We start from the raw sequence: 14515 nt of genomic DNA, 5'->3' as shown, positions 1-14515 counted from the left end.
ATATTCAACGGGACAGGAGGCCCCATGAACAAAACGCTTGCCCTTGTTTTCTCGGCACTTATCCCGCTGGCTGCCATGGCCGCCGACGGAACAGCACCTGCTGATGATGAATATGTTCGCCCTGTTGGCGACAGTGAGTTGAGCGATTTCATGTGGACCCACCGGCCCATTGTCGTCTTCGCCGACACGCCCGCCGATCCCCGGTTCCAGCAGCAGATCGACATGTTGCTGGAAGGTGAGGACGCGATGCGGGATCGGGATGTCGTGGTGCTAACGGATACCGATCCGTCCGCACGATCCGCGATCCGGTCCAAGCTGCGCCCGCGCGGGTTCCAGATGGTTTTTGTCGACAAGGACGGCGTGGTCAAACTGCGCAAACCGTCCCCGTGGAGCGTGCGCGAGATCGGCCGCTCGATCGACAAAACCCCCCTGCGCGAACGCGAAATCCGCGAACGGCGCGAGGGTGGCTGAACGCTTTTGCCACGCCTCAAGCCACAGGCGCAGAACGCCGGTGAGACCTGAAGATATGCCAAAAGCGCGGTCATGATCATTCGAACTCGATGATCACTTCGTCTACGGCAAGGCTGTCGCCCGGACCTGCGTTGATCTTGGCAACGGTGCCCTTCTTCTCGGCGCGCAGGATGTTTTCCATCTTCATCGCCTCGATGGTGCACAGCGCCTGACCTTCCTGGACCTCCTGACCGACTTCCACGTCGATCTTCACGACCAGACCCGGCATCGGGCAGAGCAGCATTTTCGACGTATCCGGCGGCAGTTTTTCCGGCATCAGCTTGGCCAGCTCGGCCTGACGCGGACGGCGCACATGGACCTTCAGATCGGCACCCCGGTTGCGAATGCGGAACCCGCCCGAAACCTTGCCAACTTTCAGAACCAGAGGGCTTCCATCTACATCCAGCACCGCCAGCTGGTCGCCCGGTGTCCAGTCTGATGCGACGCGAACGGTCGAGCCGTCCTCGAACTTAACGGTCGCGCCTTCCTTGTCTGCGTTGACCTGAACGGCAAAATCATGACCCTCCAGCGAAACGACCCAGCGCTTGCCGACCTTGCGTTCGTGGTTGTCCATCCGGCCCGAAACTCGCGTCCGGCGAATCTCACCCACCCGGTGCATCGCCGCGCATGAGGCCGCGATCCGGCGCAGGTCGTCTTCGGGCAGCGTCACGCCTTCGAACCCGTCCGGGTATTCTTCAGCGATAAAGGCGGTGGTCATGTCACCGCTGACGAATTTCGGGTGATCCATCACCGCCGACAGGAACGGCAGGTTGTGGCCAATCCCCTCAACCTCGAAACTGTCCAGCGCCACGCGCATCGCCTCAATCGCGGCTTCGCGGGTTGGGGCCCATGTGCAAAGCTTGGCGATCATCGGGTCGTAGTACATGCTGATCTCGCCGCCCTCATAGACGCCGGTATCATTGCGCACAGCAGCCTCACCCTCGGGCGCGTCGCCTTGCCATTTGCCATTGACCAGCATCGGACCGGCAGCGGTTTCCTGCGGCGGGCGATAGCGGGTCAAACGGCCGATCGAGGGCAGGAAGTTGCGATAGGGATCTTCGGCGTACAAACGGTTCTCGATCGCCCAGCCCGTCAGCGTTACGTCATCCTGCGTGATGGTCAGCTTTTCGCCATTCGCAACGCGGATCATCTGTTCCACCAGATCGACACCGGTGATCAGTTCGGTCACCGGGTGTTCCACCTGAAGACGGGTGTTCATCTCAAGGAAGTAGAAGTTCTTTTCGCCATCGACAATGAATTCCACCGTACCCGCGCTGGAATAGCCCACGGCCTTGGCCAGTGCGACGGCCTGTTCGCCCATGGCTTTGCGGGTCTCGGAATCCAGAAAGGGCGACGGAGCCTCTTCCACGACTTTCTGGTTGCGACGCTGGATCGAGCATTCCCGTTCACCCAGATAGATGCCGTTGCCATGGCTGTCGCACAGAACCTGAATTTCGATGTGGCGCGGTTGGGTCACGAATTTCTCGATAAAGATCCGGTCGTCACCGAACGAGTTCGCAGCCTCGTTCTTCGAGGACTGAAACCCCTCGCGGGCCTCTTCGTCATTCCACGCGATCCGCATGCCCTTGCCGCCGCCCCCGGCGCTGGCCTTGATCATGACGGGGTAGCCGATGTCGTTCGAGATTTTGACCGCCTCGTCGGCGTCTTCGATCAAGCCCATATAGCCGGGAACCGTGGAAACACCGGCCTCCTTCGCGATCTTTTTCGAGGTGATCTTGTCCCCCATGCTTTCAATCGCGCCGACTGGGGGGCCGACAAAGGCCACGCCTTCAGCGTCCAGCGCCTCGGCGAATTTGGCGTTCTCAGACAGGAAGCCATAGCCGGGGTGGACAGCCTGTGCGCCACTCTGCCGGATGGCATCCATGACCTTGTCGATCACGATATACGACTGGTTGGCAGGCGGCGGGCCGATATGGACAGCCTCATCCGCCATCGACACGTGCAGAGCGTTCTTGTCCGCGTCCGAATAGATGGCGACGGTGCCGATACCCATTTTACGGGCGGTCTTGATAACCCGGCAGGCGATCTCGCCCCGGTTGGCGATCAGGATCTTATTGAACATGGAACGTCCTTTGGCTTGGTGTTCTGGAAACGCAAAGAGCCGCCGCAGGGAGGGCTTCCCCACGTCGGCGCAAAGCGTGACGACGGACGGGGCGGCTTGCGCCCCGAAAATTCGCGTTAGTTACAGGTGTTCTGCGTCTTACAGTACAGCACGTTGCCTGCGGCCCCGACGGCCGCACCGACCAACGGATCGGCACTGAGAACGGCTGCCCCGACAGCGCCCGCGCCGCCGCCCAGGATGGCCTGTTCGCCGAGAGTATCTCCGCAGGCCGCGAGGCCTGCACAGGTTGCCAGTGCAAGGAACAGTTTTGAGATACGCATGATGTCTGCCTCGTGGTTTTTTGTATTGCTCTTAGAGGCAGATGCAGGAACTCAGCACCGTTATTCAATAACAACGGGGTAAAATCTGCATTTTGCGCAGGTTTATGCCCATTCAGGCCAGTTTTTTGTGCAAAGAAAAACGCGGACAGGACGATGTGGGGAACACAAGCCTGCCCGCGCAAGGAAGGGGTACGGAATAGTAGGTGCATGTGCGACGCAGGCAAAGTAGAGCCGCACGGCTGGGTCAAGATGCACTGCACAATCCCGTCTGCAAACAAAGTATTGTTTCCACCCAAGATTCCGGCCAGAATCTGCCCAACAGGCAAAACTCCGCGCAAATTCATGCCGACAAGACCCGCACGGCTTTGCGGGGCGGGACCCACCAAAATCGTCACAGTTTCGTTACATTTCCCTGCTGCCGCACTGATTGCTGCACCCGCAACATCACGGGCAATCACACCCGCTCGCAGAATTTTTTCGAACATATGCTGAGGGTTGACCGATCTGTTCACCCAGCCGTGAACCACAGCCGGATTTTTCGCACAAATGCTTGAGCAAAAGCGCGTTTCCCGTCCCTTTTTCGTGATTTCCCTGATCGCCGGGCGCGTGGAACTTTGGCCACGCACACTCGCATACAAGGAAACACCCACATGTTTACAAAGAGAAAAAAGGCAATCCTGCTTGCTGCCACTGCGTTTAGTGTGACCAGCACGCTTGCCTTTGCTCAGGACGCCCAGACCCAGGCCGAGCTTGACGCTCTGCGCGCTCGGGTCGAAGCGCTCGAGGCCTCCAGCGCCGGTCCCGCCAATGGCGATTTTCGCATTGGGAATACCAGTCTGGACGTCTACGGCTACATCAAGGCCGACTTCTTCTATGACTTCGACTTCGACCAGGGCGACACCGCGTTCGTGAACGTCATCGGCGAGCCGTCGACCGCAACGAGCGGCACCTTCGGCAGCACCGTACGCCAGTCGCGCATCGGGCTGCGCACCAGCACGCCCAGCGCGCTGGGTGATATCGGCGGTCAGTTGGAACTCGACCTGTTCGCGTCCGACGACGCAGCCGAGCTGCGCTTGCGCCACGCCAACATCACCATCGGTGACAATTGGCTGATCGGTCAGTACTGGACCAACTTCCAGCCACTCGACACCTACCCCACATCGGTTGAATTCAACGGCCCGGTCGGCATCGCCTTCGCCCGTCAACCGCAGATCCGCTATACCAACAGCTTCGGCGCAAACACTGAGTTCAGCGTTTCGCTTGAGGAAAACGTCAGCGGCTCGAACTCGAACGACCCGGTTCTGACCGCGGCGGCCGAATATAACGACGGTACATACGTCGCGCGCATATCGGGCCTCTACGGCAAAGCCGAATCCAGCGATGGCGCTACCGAAGTAGACCAGTGGGGCGTGACCCTGTCGGGATCGGTTCGCCCATGGGAGGGCGGTCTGTTCCAGGTCAATTACGTGACTGGTCAGGCGATTGGCCCTTACCTGATCGGTCTTGGCAACGCCATCGTCAACGGTGAGGCCAATGACGTCGACGGCTACACGATCGAGTTCCGCCAGGATTTGGGTGAGAAATGGAATGTCGGCATCGCCTACGGTAAAGAGGACTATGATCTGGCGACCAACAGCTTCTCGGACGGCACTGGAGCCCTCAATTTCACCGAGTTGGAGACGATCCACGTCAACGCGTTCTATCAGGCGACCGACAGCCTGACGCTGAGCGCCGAGTACATCTATGGAGAGCGGAACGATGCCACGACCGGTGACACCTTCGACGGCAACCGCGTTCAACTTGCAGCACAGCTGAACTTCTGACGCCACATATCCGCCCTGCCCGTCTTCGGGCAGGGTTTTACCCATGCGGGCAAGGATATGAGGCACAGGGTGGATCACCGCTCAGCCCGCTCCGAAGATTTCGGGAAAAGACGCACGTGCGGCGTCCAGATCAATAACCAACAACGCGTCGTAGCTCGCCGGGTCGAACGGATCTTCGGCTGGCACGACCTCACGCTCAAATAGCCAGCTCAGACGTCCTGCATCCAGATTGCCGCGCTCAAAGGGCTGATCCCCGAAATTTTGCCAAAGCGCCTCCATAAAGGCGACATCTGCGCGACGGTCCGCAGGTTTGCGGTCACGGAACCGCTCTCGCCGGGTGATCGGCGTCACGCCCTTGGGGTTGGCACGGCGGATGGTGAATTGAAAATCCGTACCCGGCAGACGGCCCGGAAAGCCCCGATGTTTCAACATCCTGGCACCTCGTTAACTGCTGTCATCGGGAACAACAATTCGCACCCGTAAGGGGTAAAAGTCATAGCGCGCACCTCCAAAGCCGCATCCGTTGTCTGAGACACTCTGAATTCATGACGACAGATCATGGTCAGAGCCCCTCCCAGATACACCGGGACTGCTCCAGCCGGTAGGCTTCGAAAAACTGAGTTGCATCGGGGGCGGCATCGCCGAACTGGATCGGACGGTCGGACAGGGAAATCACCACCAAGGCCGGATCCAAATCATGCTGGGCGACATAAGCGACCGCCAGCGTCTGGCACAGATGCTCCATATCGTTCGAGGCCACGTCATAGCCAATCCGCCCCACCGTCGCGCCGATCTTCGGGGCGATGAACCGGAACCGCAGCCACAGCTCACCGGGGTTGTTGTCCAACAGAACGTCGCTCAGATGCACGGGTTGGCCCGAGGGTACGGGCAGAGACGCCTCGGCAATAGTAATGCTTGGCAGTGACAAGATGCTGATCATCAGACCTAAGGCGCGATCCCGGACCCGCCAAAGGCAGGCTCCTCCTTCCGGGATCGCGCGCGCAGTGCTATGTGCCCGCGCGGTTCTATGTCTGATGGATCGGATCATTCGACGATTTTTCGCTCTTTGTCAATTCTGCCTTGAATTCGGGCAAATTGCGGCGGAGTACCGCAATTTTTCAGCGGGTCGGGGGTGGGTCGCCCCACCCCGCACGCTCAGAGAGGGATGTTGTCGTGCTTTTTCCACGGGTTTTTCAACTGCTTGCCGCGCAAGCTGGCAAAGGCCCGTGAGACACGACGGCGCGTTGATTGCGGCATGATCACCTCATCCACAAAGCCGCGTTCAGCCGCCACGAATGGGTTGGCGAAACGGTCTTCGTAGTCGGCAACATGCTGCGCGGTCTTCTCAGCATCGCCGAGGTCAGCACGGTGAATGATCTCGGTCGCGCCTTTCGCACCCATCACCGCGATCTCGGCCGTAGGCCACGCATAGTTGAAATCGCCACGCAGATGTTTCGAGGCCATAACAACATAAGCACCACCGTAAGCCTTACGGGTGATAACCGTAACTTTCGGCACAGTCGCCTCACCGTATGCATAAAGCAGCTTGGCACCATGCTTGATCACGCCGCTATATTCTTGCTGCGTCCCGGGCAGGAAGCCGGGCACATCCACCAGCGTCAAAATCGGGATCTCAAAACAGTCGCAGAAGCGCACGAACCGCGCCGCCTTGCGAGAGCTATCGATATCCAGACATCCGGCCAGAACCATGGGCTGGTTGGCCACGACACCAACAGTCTGACCTTCAAGACGGATGAAGCCGGTGACGATGTTCTTGGCGAAGTCTTCCTGAATCTCGTAGAAATCGCCTTCATCCGCGATCTTCGTTATCAGTTCCTTCATGTCATACGGAGTGTTTGGATTGTCCGGAACCAATGTATCCAATGAGGTTTCGACACGGTTGGGATCGTCAAAGAAAGGCCGAACCGGAGGTTTTTCCTGGTTGTTGAGCGGCAGGAAGTCGACCAGTCGGCGCACCTCGGCCAAAGCTTCGACATCGTTTTCAAAAGCGCCATCCGCGACCGAGGACTTCTTGGTATGCGTAGAAGCCCCACCCAGTTCCTCAGCTGTGACGACCTCATTCGTGACGGTCTTCACCACGTCCGGACCGGTGACGAACATATAGGACGAGTCCTTCACCATGAAGATAAAGTCGGTCATCGCCGGGCTGTACACCGCGCCACCCGCACAGGGGCCCATGATCACGCTGATCTGAGGCACCACGCCTGATGCGGTGACGTTGCGCTGAAACACTTCGGCATAACCAGCAAGCGAGGCGACGCCTTCCTGGATTCGCGCGCCGCCCGAATCGTTGATCCCGATGATCGGCGCACCATTCTGCACGGCCATATCCATGATCTTGCAGATCTTCTGCGCGTGCGTTTCGGACAGAGAGCCTCCAAACACGGTGAAATCCTGGCTGAACACATAGACCATGCGGCCATTGATCGTGCCCCAGCCCGTCACCACACCGTCCCCGGCAGGCTGCTGTTTTTCCATCCCGAATTCGGTGCAACGGTGGCTGACAAACATGTCGAATTCTTCAAAACTGCCTTCGTCCAGCAGCAACTCGACCCGCTCGCGCGCGGTCAGTTTGCCCCGCCCATGCTGCGCGTCGATCCGTTTTTGCCCACCACCCAGACGGGCCGCGCTGCGGCGTTCTTCAAGCTCGGAAAGGATGTCTTTCATGGCGATAGTCCCCTGTGAAATCTGACCGGACCCTACAGCGAGCGATCCTTCAGCCAAAGAAATATTCGGCAAATTTGCAAAGTTTTGTAAATCTTATTTGCTCAAACTGTAAATTTGCGAATTTTAACCAGTTGCATCAAGCGTCTGGCCTTTGCCTACTCAACAGCTATACAAGCGAACCATGCAGTTCAGAACGTCGTCGGCTTATCGCACACCACCCACAATCGGCACTTTAGTTCTTCTCTCGGGACTGTCGGCGCTGAGCATGAATCTATTTCTGCCAAGCCTGCCGAACATGGCCCTGCATTTCGACACGGACTACAAGGTCATGCAACTGTCGATCGCCCTTTACCTGCTGGTAAACGCAGTCCTGCAGATCATCATCGGACCGTTTGCAGACAAGGCGGGACGACGCCCCGTTCTGCTTTGGGGCCTCGCACTCTTTCTGCTAGCAACACTTGGCTGCATCTACGCACCAACAGCCGAAGTTTTCCTGCTTTTCCGCATGTGTCAGGCAGTCGTGGTGGTCGGGATGGTCCTCAGCCGGGCCGCGGTGCGGGACATGTATGATCAGGATCAGGCCGCCTCTATGATCGGTTATGTCACCATGGGAATGGCCGTTGTCCCGATGATTGGCCCGGCCATAGGCGGGTTGCTGGAAGAGAGCTTTGGCTGGAAAGCGAATTTCTGGCTGCCCTTCGCTTTGGGCGCCCTAACCCTTGCCCTGACCTATTTCGATTTCGGGGAAACCTCAGCCAAAAGCGGCAAAACCCTGCTACAGCAATTTCGGGAATACCCCGAGCTGCTGATGTCTCCCAGGTTCTGGGGCTATTCGCTCTCCTCGGCCTGCTCATCAGGCGCGTTCTTTGCCTATCTGGGCGGAGCGCCCTTCATCGGAACCGAAGTCTTCGGGATGAGCGCCGCCGAAGTCGGGATCTATTTTGGCGCGCCTGCATTGGGCTATTTTCTGGGCAACTTCTTCAGCGGGCGGTATTCGGTCAGGTTCGGTATCAACCGCATGGTACTTTGGGGAACCTGGCTGAACGCCGCCGGCGTCGCCCTGTCTGCCGCTTTGTTCCTGACGGGCCTCGGAACAGCGCTCAGCTTTTTCGGTTTCATGACGTTCGTCGGACTGGGCAATGGCATGACGATTCCAAATGCAACATCTGGCGCCTTGTCTGTGCGGCCACATCTGGCCGCCACCGCCTCAGGCCTCAGCGGAGCAATCATGCTGGGCGGAGGAGCAGGCCTGAGCGCATTGGCAGGAGCCCTGCTAACCGTTGAAACGGGCGCAATGCCCCTGCTCTGGCTTATGTTGGTCACGGCGATCCTTGCTATCGCCGCCATTGCTTCAGTTATTTGGCGCGAACGACAATTGGGCCTCTAAGCCGCCTTGCCCCCGGGGGGTTTGCAAAGCTAACATGTCAAAATAGAAAATTTGCAAAGGCACGCCCATGGCCACCCAAAAACTCTATGCCGGCGCTAAATTGCGCGAAATGCGCACGCGCCTAACACTGACCCAGAAGGAATTTGCCACAAAACTGGGTGTTTCCCTGCCCTACCTGAACCAGATGGAGAACAACAACCGGCCGATTTCGACCACGGTTGTTTTGGCTTTGGCGCAGGAGTTCGGCATGGACGTGACCGAACTGAGTACGGGCGATAGCGAACGACTGGTCTCGGATATGCGTGAGGCGCTGGCCGATCCGGTCTTTGCCGACGATATCCCCCCACTAGCTGATCTGCGCCTAACCGCGTCGAACGCCCCTGCCCTTGCCCGTGCTTTTATCGAGTTGCACCGAAGCTATCGCCAAACCCACGAACGCCTCGCCTCACTAGACGAAGCGCTAGGCCGCGAAGACTCCCGCACCCAAGCCAGCCCATGGGAGGAAGTTCGCGACTTCTTCCACTATTGCGACAACTATATCGACGCGGTTGACCGCGCAGCCGAACTGTTCGCCAAACGCGCCGACGGCCCGGGCGGTATCCGTCAGGCCGCCCTGCAAAGCCTGGAAGAACGCGGCATTCAAGTGATCTTCTCAGACATCAACCCATTGCGCAGCTACGACAAGGAAAGCAGAACCCTGCGCCTGTCCTCGCGCGCTGCGCCGCAAACACAGGTCTTTCAGCTGCTGCTTCAGGTTGCCCTGATCAGTCAGGATAAACTATTAGAGGCCACGCTCGATTTCGCAAAATTCCAGAGCGAAGAAGCCCGCGCCATCGCCAAAATCGGCCTTGCCAACTACTTTGCCGGCGCGTCCCTGATGCCCTACAGCGCGTTTCTGGCCGCCGCGCAAGAGGACCGGCATGATCTGGAAATGCTCAGCAACCGGTTTGGAGCATCAATCGAACAAGTCGCGCACCGCCTGTCCACATTGCAGCGCCCCGGCGCAAAAGGCATCCCGTTCTTCTTCGTCCGCGTAGATCAGGCCGGAACGATTACCAAGCGCCACTCGGCCACGCGGCTGCAGTTTGCCCGCTTTGGCGGTGCCTGCCCGTTGTGGAACGTCCACCGCGCCTTTGAAACACCGGGGCATTTCCTGCGGCAACTGGCGGAAACACCGGACGGCGTCCGCTACATTTCACTGGCAAGGGATGTCTCAAAACCGGGTGGCTCATTCGGTGCGCCGGTGCGCCGCTATGCCATCGCACTAGGCTGCGAAACCCGCCACGCCGAAGCATTGGTTTACGCCGACAATCTGGATATCAACAACGCCAGCGCCTACGAACCGATCGGCATTTCCTGCCGCATCTGCGAGCGCGCCAACTGCCACCAACGCTCGGTTCCGCCACTGGAACGGCGCTTGGCCATCGACACTCATACACGAGGCACACTGCCCTACGAGGTCACTTGATCTTCATCTGGCTAAAAATATCCCGGGGGTGCGGGGGCAGAGCCCCCGCTGTTGGCATTAAGCCTTGGACACGATAGCCCAGATCTCGTCCTTGAGCGCGGCGCGTTTCTTGCGCATCTCGCCCTCGGCCAGCTCTTCCACCGGCTCGATATTGGTTTCGGCGCGGTGAACGCGGCGGTTGATTTCGTGATACTCATCAGCCAGCCGCGCAAAATGAGCGTCCGTCTGCTTGAGCTGGCTCATCACCTCAACTTTGTCCGGAAACTCTTCGGCCAGTTCATGCGGGGTGTGGGACATTCCTGTTCGCTCCTGAATAAATGTCGTTGCGATTCAGGTTTATCGGATGTCGTCCCACCCCACTTTGACGCGGATCAAATCAGCGCTGCGCCACCTCCCATTGCGGGTGAATCCACGGGCGGTCATTGGTCTTTGGCAGCGCATCCTTGCCCAATATGTGGTCCGACATCTTCTCACCCACCATGATCGACGGCGCGTTGAGGTTGCCATTGGTGATCTGCGGGAAGATCGAGCTGTCAGCCACGCGCAAGCCATCCACACCGATGACACGGCCTTCGGGGTCGACCACGGCGTTCTTGTCATCCGCGCGCCCCATCCGGCAGGTACCACAGGGGTGATAGGCGCTCTCGGCATGCTCTGCGATGAAGGCATTCAGTTCCTCATCCGTCTGCACCGAGGCACCGGGCTGGATCTCCTTGCCCGCATAGGGTTTGAAGGCGTCCTGACCAAAGATCTCACGGGTGAGGCGGATACATTTGCGGAAGTCTTCCCAGTCTTTTTCATGGCTCATGTAGTTGAACCGGATCACCGGCGCGTCCTCAGCCTTATTCGACCGCAAAGTCACAGCCCCACGCGACGGAGACCGCATCGGCCCCACATGCGCCTGGAACCCATGCCCCTCGGCCGCAGCCTGCCCGTCATAGCGCACTGCGATCGGCAGGAAGTGGTACTGGATGTCGGGGTATTCAACACCCGGGTTCGACCGGATGAAGGCCGCGCTCTCGAACTGGTTCGACGCTCCAAGACCGGTTTTGGTGAACAGCCACTGCGCGCCGATCAGACCTTTGCTAAACAGGTTCCAGTGTTTGTACAGCGTGATCGGCTGCAACGAGGCTTGCTGGATATACAGCTCCAGATGGTCCTGCAGGTTTGCGCCCACGCCGGGGCGATCAGCGATCACGTCAATGCCATGCTCCGCCAGATGCGACGCCGACCCGATCCCCGAGAGCATCAGAAGTTTGGGCGAGTTGATCGACGAGGCCGCCAGAATAACCTCACGCCGGGCACGAATGACCTCTTTCTTGCCGCCACGCACCAGTTCGACGCCGACCGCGCGACCCTCTTCCATCACAACGCGCGACGCCAAACCTTTGACGAGGTCGCAGTTGGGACGTTTCAGAGCAGGTCGCAGATAGGCATTTGCCGCCGACCAGCGCCGTCCTTTCCAGACGGTCTGTTCCATCGGGCCGAAGCCTTCCTGCTTTTCGCCGTTATAGTCGCCCGTGACCTCATAGCCCGCTTGCTGACCGGCATCGACAAAGGCTTGGAACAGAGGGTTTTTGCGCGGACCGCGGGACACATGCAGCGGGCCATCCTTGCCGCGCCATTCGGGGTCACCGCCATGGCCGCCATCATGCCAGGTTTCCATGCGTTTGTAGTAGGGCAGCACATCCGCATAGGACCAGCCATCCGCCCCCATTTCGGCCCATGTATCAAAGTCGCGCGCATGGCCGCGCACATAGACCATCCCGTTGATCGAGGACGATCCACCGAGCACCTTACCGCGCGGACAGGCCATCCGGCGGTTGTTCATGTTGGGTTCGGGTTCCGAGCTGTATCCCCAGTCATAGCGCGACATGTTCATCGGGTAGCTCAGCGCCGCAGGCATCTGAATGAAGGGCCCGGCATCGGTGCCCCCATGTTCGATCACCAGGACCGAGGCCCCGGCCTCGCTCAGGCGATAGGCCATCGCACAGCCGGCGGAGCCAGCACCCACAATGACAAAATCTGCTTCCATTTCACGTCTCCATAGATCCGCCGCGGCAGGTTTCGAAACCTGCTCTGCCTCCGGCGGGAGTATTTTCAAAAAGATGAAGAGGTCACTCGCCGCGCGGGAACCGCTGGCTTTCCTCGACGATATTCAGGTCCATGTGGTTGCGCATGTAGCGCTCGGATGCCTTTTGCAGCGGCTGGTAGTCCCACGGGTAATACCCACCCTGCCGCAACGCCTCGTAGACAACCCAGCGGCGCGCCTGACTGGCGCGGACATCCGCATCGAAGCGATCCAGGTCCCAGCGCGCCTCGGACTTGGCGCGCAGGGTTTGCAAGGTTCCGGCATGCGCGGGATCATCGGCGAGGTTGTTCTGTTCATGCGGGTCGGCCTCAAGATCAAACAGCTGATCGGGGTCCAGAGCGCAACGATTGTATTTCCACTTGCCATAGCGCAACGAAACCAGCGGCGCATAGGAGGCCTCGGCCGCGTACTCCATCGCCACCGGGGCTGTCCGCTCCTGCCCTTTGGCCAGAGGTACGAGGTCCTCGCCATCCGTCCACGGGGCAATCTCGGCCATGTCAACACCGGCCAGAGCGCCCAGCGTCGGGGTCACGTCGATGGTGGACACAGGCGTTTCGATCAGGCCTGCAGGTAAATCCGGAGCGGAGATCATAAGTGGCACGCGCGAGGAGCCCTCGAAGAACGTCATCTTGAACCACAACCCGCGTTCGCCCAGCATGTCGCCATGGTCCGAGACAAACAGGATGATCGCCTCTTGGCGCGTCGCCTCAAGCACTTCGAGGATCTCACCGATCTTGTCATCCAGATATGAAATATTGGCGAAATACGCGCGGCGCGACTTGCGGATATCTTCCTCGGTGATGTCGAAGCTGCGCCAGTCGTTGGCATCAAAAATACGCTTGGAATGCGGGTCCTGATTGTCATAGCCGAGATCAGAGATCTCGGGCAGCAGATGCTCGCAATCCTCATAAAGATCCCAATACTTGCGGCGCGCAACATAGGGGTCATGAGGATGCGTGAAGCTGACCGTCATAGCCCATGGACGATCGTCCTTGCCGCGCGCCAGATCATAGAGCTTGGCCTTGGCATGGTAAGCGACCTCGTCGTCATATTCCATCTGGTTCGAGATTTCGGCCACACCCGCGCCTGTGACGGACCCCATGTTGTGATACCACCAGTCGATCCGCTCACCCGGTTTGCGGTAATCCGGGGTCCAGCCAAAGTCGGCGGGGTAGATATCGGTGGTCAGGCGGTCTTCGAACCCATGTAGCTGGTCTGGCCCGACAAAATGCATCTTGCCCGACAGACAGGTGTAGTACCCCGCGCGGCGCAGGTGGTGTGCATAGGTCGGGATATCGCTGCGGAACTCGGCCGCATTGTCGTAAACGCCCGTGCGTGAGGGCAACTGACCCGACATGAAACTCGCCCGCCCCGGCGCGCAAAGCGGTGAGGCCGTGTAGGCATTGGCAAAACGGGTCGAGCGTTCGGCCAGTTTCTTCAGGTTCGGCGCGTGCAACCAGTCGGCCGGACCGTCAGGAAATAAGGTGCCGTTCAGCTGATCCACCATCAGGATCAGAATGTTAGGTTTTGTCATTTTTCGCCCTCGAGCAGAGTATTCAGGACGCGCAAGGCGTGATTGGCAGCCAGCTGAGGCTCTTCCGGGGCGCTCAGCGCCGAATGGATATACAGCCCGTCGATCAAGGCAATCATGGTCTCGGCCGCGTTGACCGGTTCGGCAATTTGCGGGCGCAGCGCGTGGATCAGGTTCGAGCGGATGCGCGCCTGATAGACCTTCCACAGCCGCAGCGCATCGTCATTGGTCTGCGCAAGGACATAGAATGTCATCCAGGCCGCAATCACGTCCGGGGTAAAACACGAATGGGCAAAACAGGCACGGATGATGGCTTGCGCCCGTTGGTCGGGGGCCGCGGCGGCCAGCTCGGTCCGGGCTTCCTTGCCGAAATCTGTCAGGATTTGCCGCATGGCGGCCAGAAAGATCTGATCCTTACCGCCAAAATAATGATGCGCCAGCGCGCTGGACATGCCCGCGCGTTTGGCGATCTGGCTGACGGTCACGTCCAGAGATTTCTGCACGCCCAATTCGGCAATCGTCGCACGTACGATCGCATCACGGCGTATAGGCTCCATTCCGACTTTTGGCATCGCGTCCCCCTGGGCAACAGGATTTCCCGACGACGCTAGGC

13 protein-coding genes are annotated in these 14515 nt (G+C 59.2%); 4 read left to right on the top strand and 9 right to left on the bottom strand.

Annotation, left to right across the window (positions count from 1 at the left end):
• Positions 1–24: 24 nt before the first annotated feature.
• Positions 25–471 carry a DUF4174 domain-containing protein gene (locus J7394_RS16385; protein WP_170378042.1) on the top strand — a complete coding sequence of 149 codons (447 nt, stop codon included), beginning with the start codon at positions 25–27 and terminating at the stop codon, positions 469–471.
• A 76-nt stretch (positions 472–547) separates the two neighbouring features.
• Here J7394_RS16385 and J7394_RS16380 read toward each other — a convergent pair whose 3' ends face one another.
• Entirely contained in the window at positions 548–2593 is a 2046-nt protein-coding gene (locus J7394_RS16380) for an acetyl/propionyl/methylcrotonyl-CoA carboxylase subunit alpha (protein WP_209254525.1), read from the bottom strand.
• 116 nt (positions 2594–2709) lie between these two features.
• Entirely contained in the window at positions 2710–2913 is a 204-nt protein-coding gene (locus tag J7394_RS16375) for a hypothetical protein (protein ID WP_209254523.1), read from the bottom strand.
• Positions 2914–3563: 650 nt separating this feature from the next.
• Between J7394_RS16375 and J7394_RS16370 the strand changes: the two genes are divergently transcribed.
• Positions 3564–4736 carry a DcaP family trimeric outer membrane transporter gene (locus J7394_RS16370; protein WP_209254521.1) on the top strand — a complete coding sequence of 391 codons (1173 nt, stop codon included), beginning with the start codon at positions 3564–3566 and terminating at the stop codon, positions 4734–4736.
• 81 nt (positions 4737–4817) lie between these two features.
• Here the strand turns inward: J7394_RS16370 and J7394_RS16365 are convergent, their stop codons facing one another.
• The 3 genes from J7394_RS16365 to J7394_RS16355 all read right to left on the bottom strand — a co-directional run bounded on the left by J7394_RS16365 (position 4818) and on the right by J7394_RS16355 (position 7424).
• Positions 4818–5168 (bottom strand): hypothetical protein, encoded by a 351-nt coding sequence (locus tag J7394_RS16365; RefSeq protein WP_170378032.1) that lies wholly within the window; start codon positions 5166–5168, stop codon positions 4818–4820.
• Between the two features lie 130 nt (positions 5169–5298).
• The gene (locus J7394_RS16360; RefSeq protein ID WP_247748266.1) at positions 5299–5676 is read right to left on the bottom strand and encodes a DUF6497 family protein; all 378 of its coding nucleotides are present in this window, start codon (positions 5674–5676) and stop codon (positions 5299–5301) included.
• 215 nt (positions 5677–5891) lie between these two features.
• Entirely contained in the window at positions 5892–7424 is a 1533-nt protein-coding gene (locus J7394_RS16355) for an acyl-CoA carboxylase subunit beta (protein WP_209254517.1), read from the bottom strand.
• A 181-nt stretch (positions 7425–7605) separates the two neighbouring features.
• Here J7394_RS16355 and J7394_RS16350 point away from each other — a divergent pair, with 181 nt between their 5' ends.
• Positions 7606–8811: a multidrug effflux MFS transporter gene (locus J7394_RS16350; protein WP_209254516.1), complete on the top strand. Its 1206-nt coding sequence runs from the start codon at positions 7606–7608 to the stop codon at positions 8809–8811.
• 67 nt (positions 8812–8878) lie between these two features.
• The gene (locus tag J7394_RS16345; RefSeq protein ID WP_170378023.1) at positions 8879–10279 is read left to right on the top strand and encodes a short-chain fatty acyl-CoA regulator family protein; all 1401 of its coding nucleotides are present in this window, start codon (positions 8879–8881) and stop codon (positions 10277–10279) included.
• A gap of 57 nt (positions 10280–10336) precedes the next feature.
• On the opposite strand, the gene J7394_RS16340 is transcribed toward J7394_RS16345, so the two are convergent.
• The 4 genes from J7394_RS16340 to betI form a co-directional block, all read right to left on the bottom strand.
• Positions 10337–10576 (bottom strand): YdcH family protein, encoded by a 240-nt coding sequence (locus J7394_RS16340; RefSeq protein WP_170378021.1) that lies wholly within the window; start codon positions 10574–10576, stop codon positions 10337–10339.
• A gap of 79 nt (positions 10577–10655) precedes the next feature.
• On the bottom strand, positions 10656–12314 hold the full coding sequence (gene betA, locus J7394_RS16335) for a choline dehydrogenase (RefSeq protein WP_209254514.1): 1659 nt from the start codon (positions 12312–12314) through the stop codon (positions 10656–10658).
• Positions 12315–12396: 82 nt separating this feature from the next.
• Positions 12397–13905, bottom strand: coding sequence for a choline-sulfatase (gene betC / locus J7394_RS16330; RefSeq protein WP_209254505.1), 1509 nt, complete (start codon positions 13903–13905; stop codon positions 12397–12399).
• Positions 13902–14474 (bottom strand): transcriptional regulator BetI, encoded by a 573-nt coding sequence (gene betI / locus J7394_RS16325; protein ID WP_170462042.1) that lies wholly within the window; start codon positions 14472–14474, stop codon positions 13902–13904. Before betI ends, betC begins: the two co-directional genes overlap by 4 nt.
• Positions 14475–14515: the final 41 nt, after the last annotated feature.

It is taken from the genome of Ruegeria sp. R13_0 (assembly GCF_017743995.1).
GTDB lineage: Bacteria > Pseudomonadota > Alphaproteobacteria > Rhodobacterales > Rhodobacteraceae > Ruegeria.
Note: the sequence above shows the minus strand (reverse complement) of the source record. Positions and strands in the feature narration are given on the sequence as shown.

Bases quoted from the DNA above. Each gene is read 5' to 3' on its own strand.
- J7394_RS16345 (WP_170378023.1), top strand. From the start codon at position 8,879: ATGGCCACCCAAAAACTCTATGCCGGCGCTAAATTGCGCGAAATGCGC.
- betI (WP_170462042.1), bottom strand. From the start codon at position 14,474: ATGCCAAAAGTCGGAATGGAGCCTATACGCCGTGATGCGATCGTACGT.
- J7394_RS16385 (WP_170378042.1), top strand. From the start codon at position 25: ATGAACAAAACGCTTGCCCTTGTTTTCTCGGCACTTATCCCGCTGGCT.
- J7394_RS16355 (WP_209254517.1), bottom strand. From the start codon at position 7,424: ATGAAAGACATCCTTTCCGAGCTTGAAGAACGCCGCAGCGCGGCCCGT.
- J7394_RS16375 (WP_209254523.1), bottom strand. From the start codon at position 2,913: ATGCGTATCTCAAAACTGTTCCTTGCACTGGCAACCTGTGCAGGCCTC.
- J7394_RS16340 (WP_170378021.1), bottom strand. From the start codon at position 10,576: ATGTCCCACACCCCGCATGAACTGGCCGAAGAGTTTCCGGACAAAGTT.
- J7394_RS16365 (WP_170378032.1), bottom strand. From the start codon at position 5,168: ATGTTGAAACATCGGGGCTTTCCGGGCCGTCTGCCGGGTACGGATTTT.
- J7394_RS16350 (WP_209254516.1), top strand. From the start codon at position 7,606: ATGCAGTTCAGAACGTCGTCGGCTTATCGCACACCACCCACAATCGGC.
- betC (WP_209254505.1), bottom strand. From the start codon at position 13,905: ATGACAAAACCTAACATTCTGATCCTGATGGTGGATCAGCTGAACGGC.
- J7394_RS16380 (WP_209254525.1), bottom strand. From the start codon at position 2,593: ATGTTCAATAAGATCCTGATCGCCAACCGGGGCGAGATCGCCTGCCGG.
- J7394_RS16370 (WP_209254521.1), top strand. From the start codon at position 3,564: ATGTTTACAAAGAGAAAAAAGGCAATCCTGCTTGCTGCCACTGCGTTT.
- J7394_RS16360 (WP_247748266.1), bottom strand. From the start codon at position 5,676: ATGATCAGCATCTTGTCACTGCCAAGCATTACTATTGCCGAGGCGTCT.
- betA (WP_209254514.1), bottom strand. From the start codon at position 12,314: ATGGAAGCAGATTTTGTCATTGTGGGTGCTGGCTCCGCCGGCTGTGCG.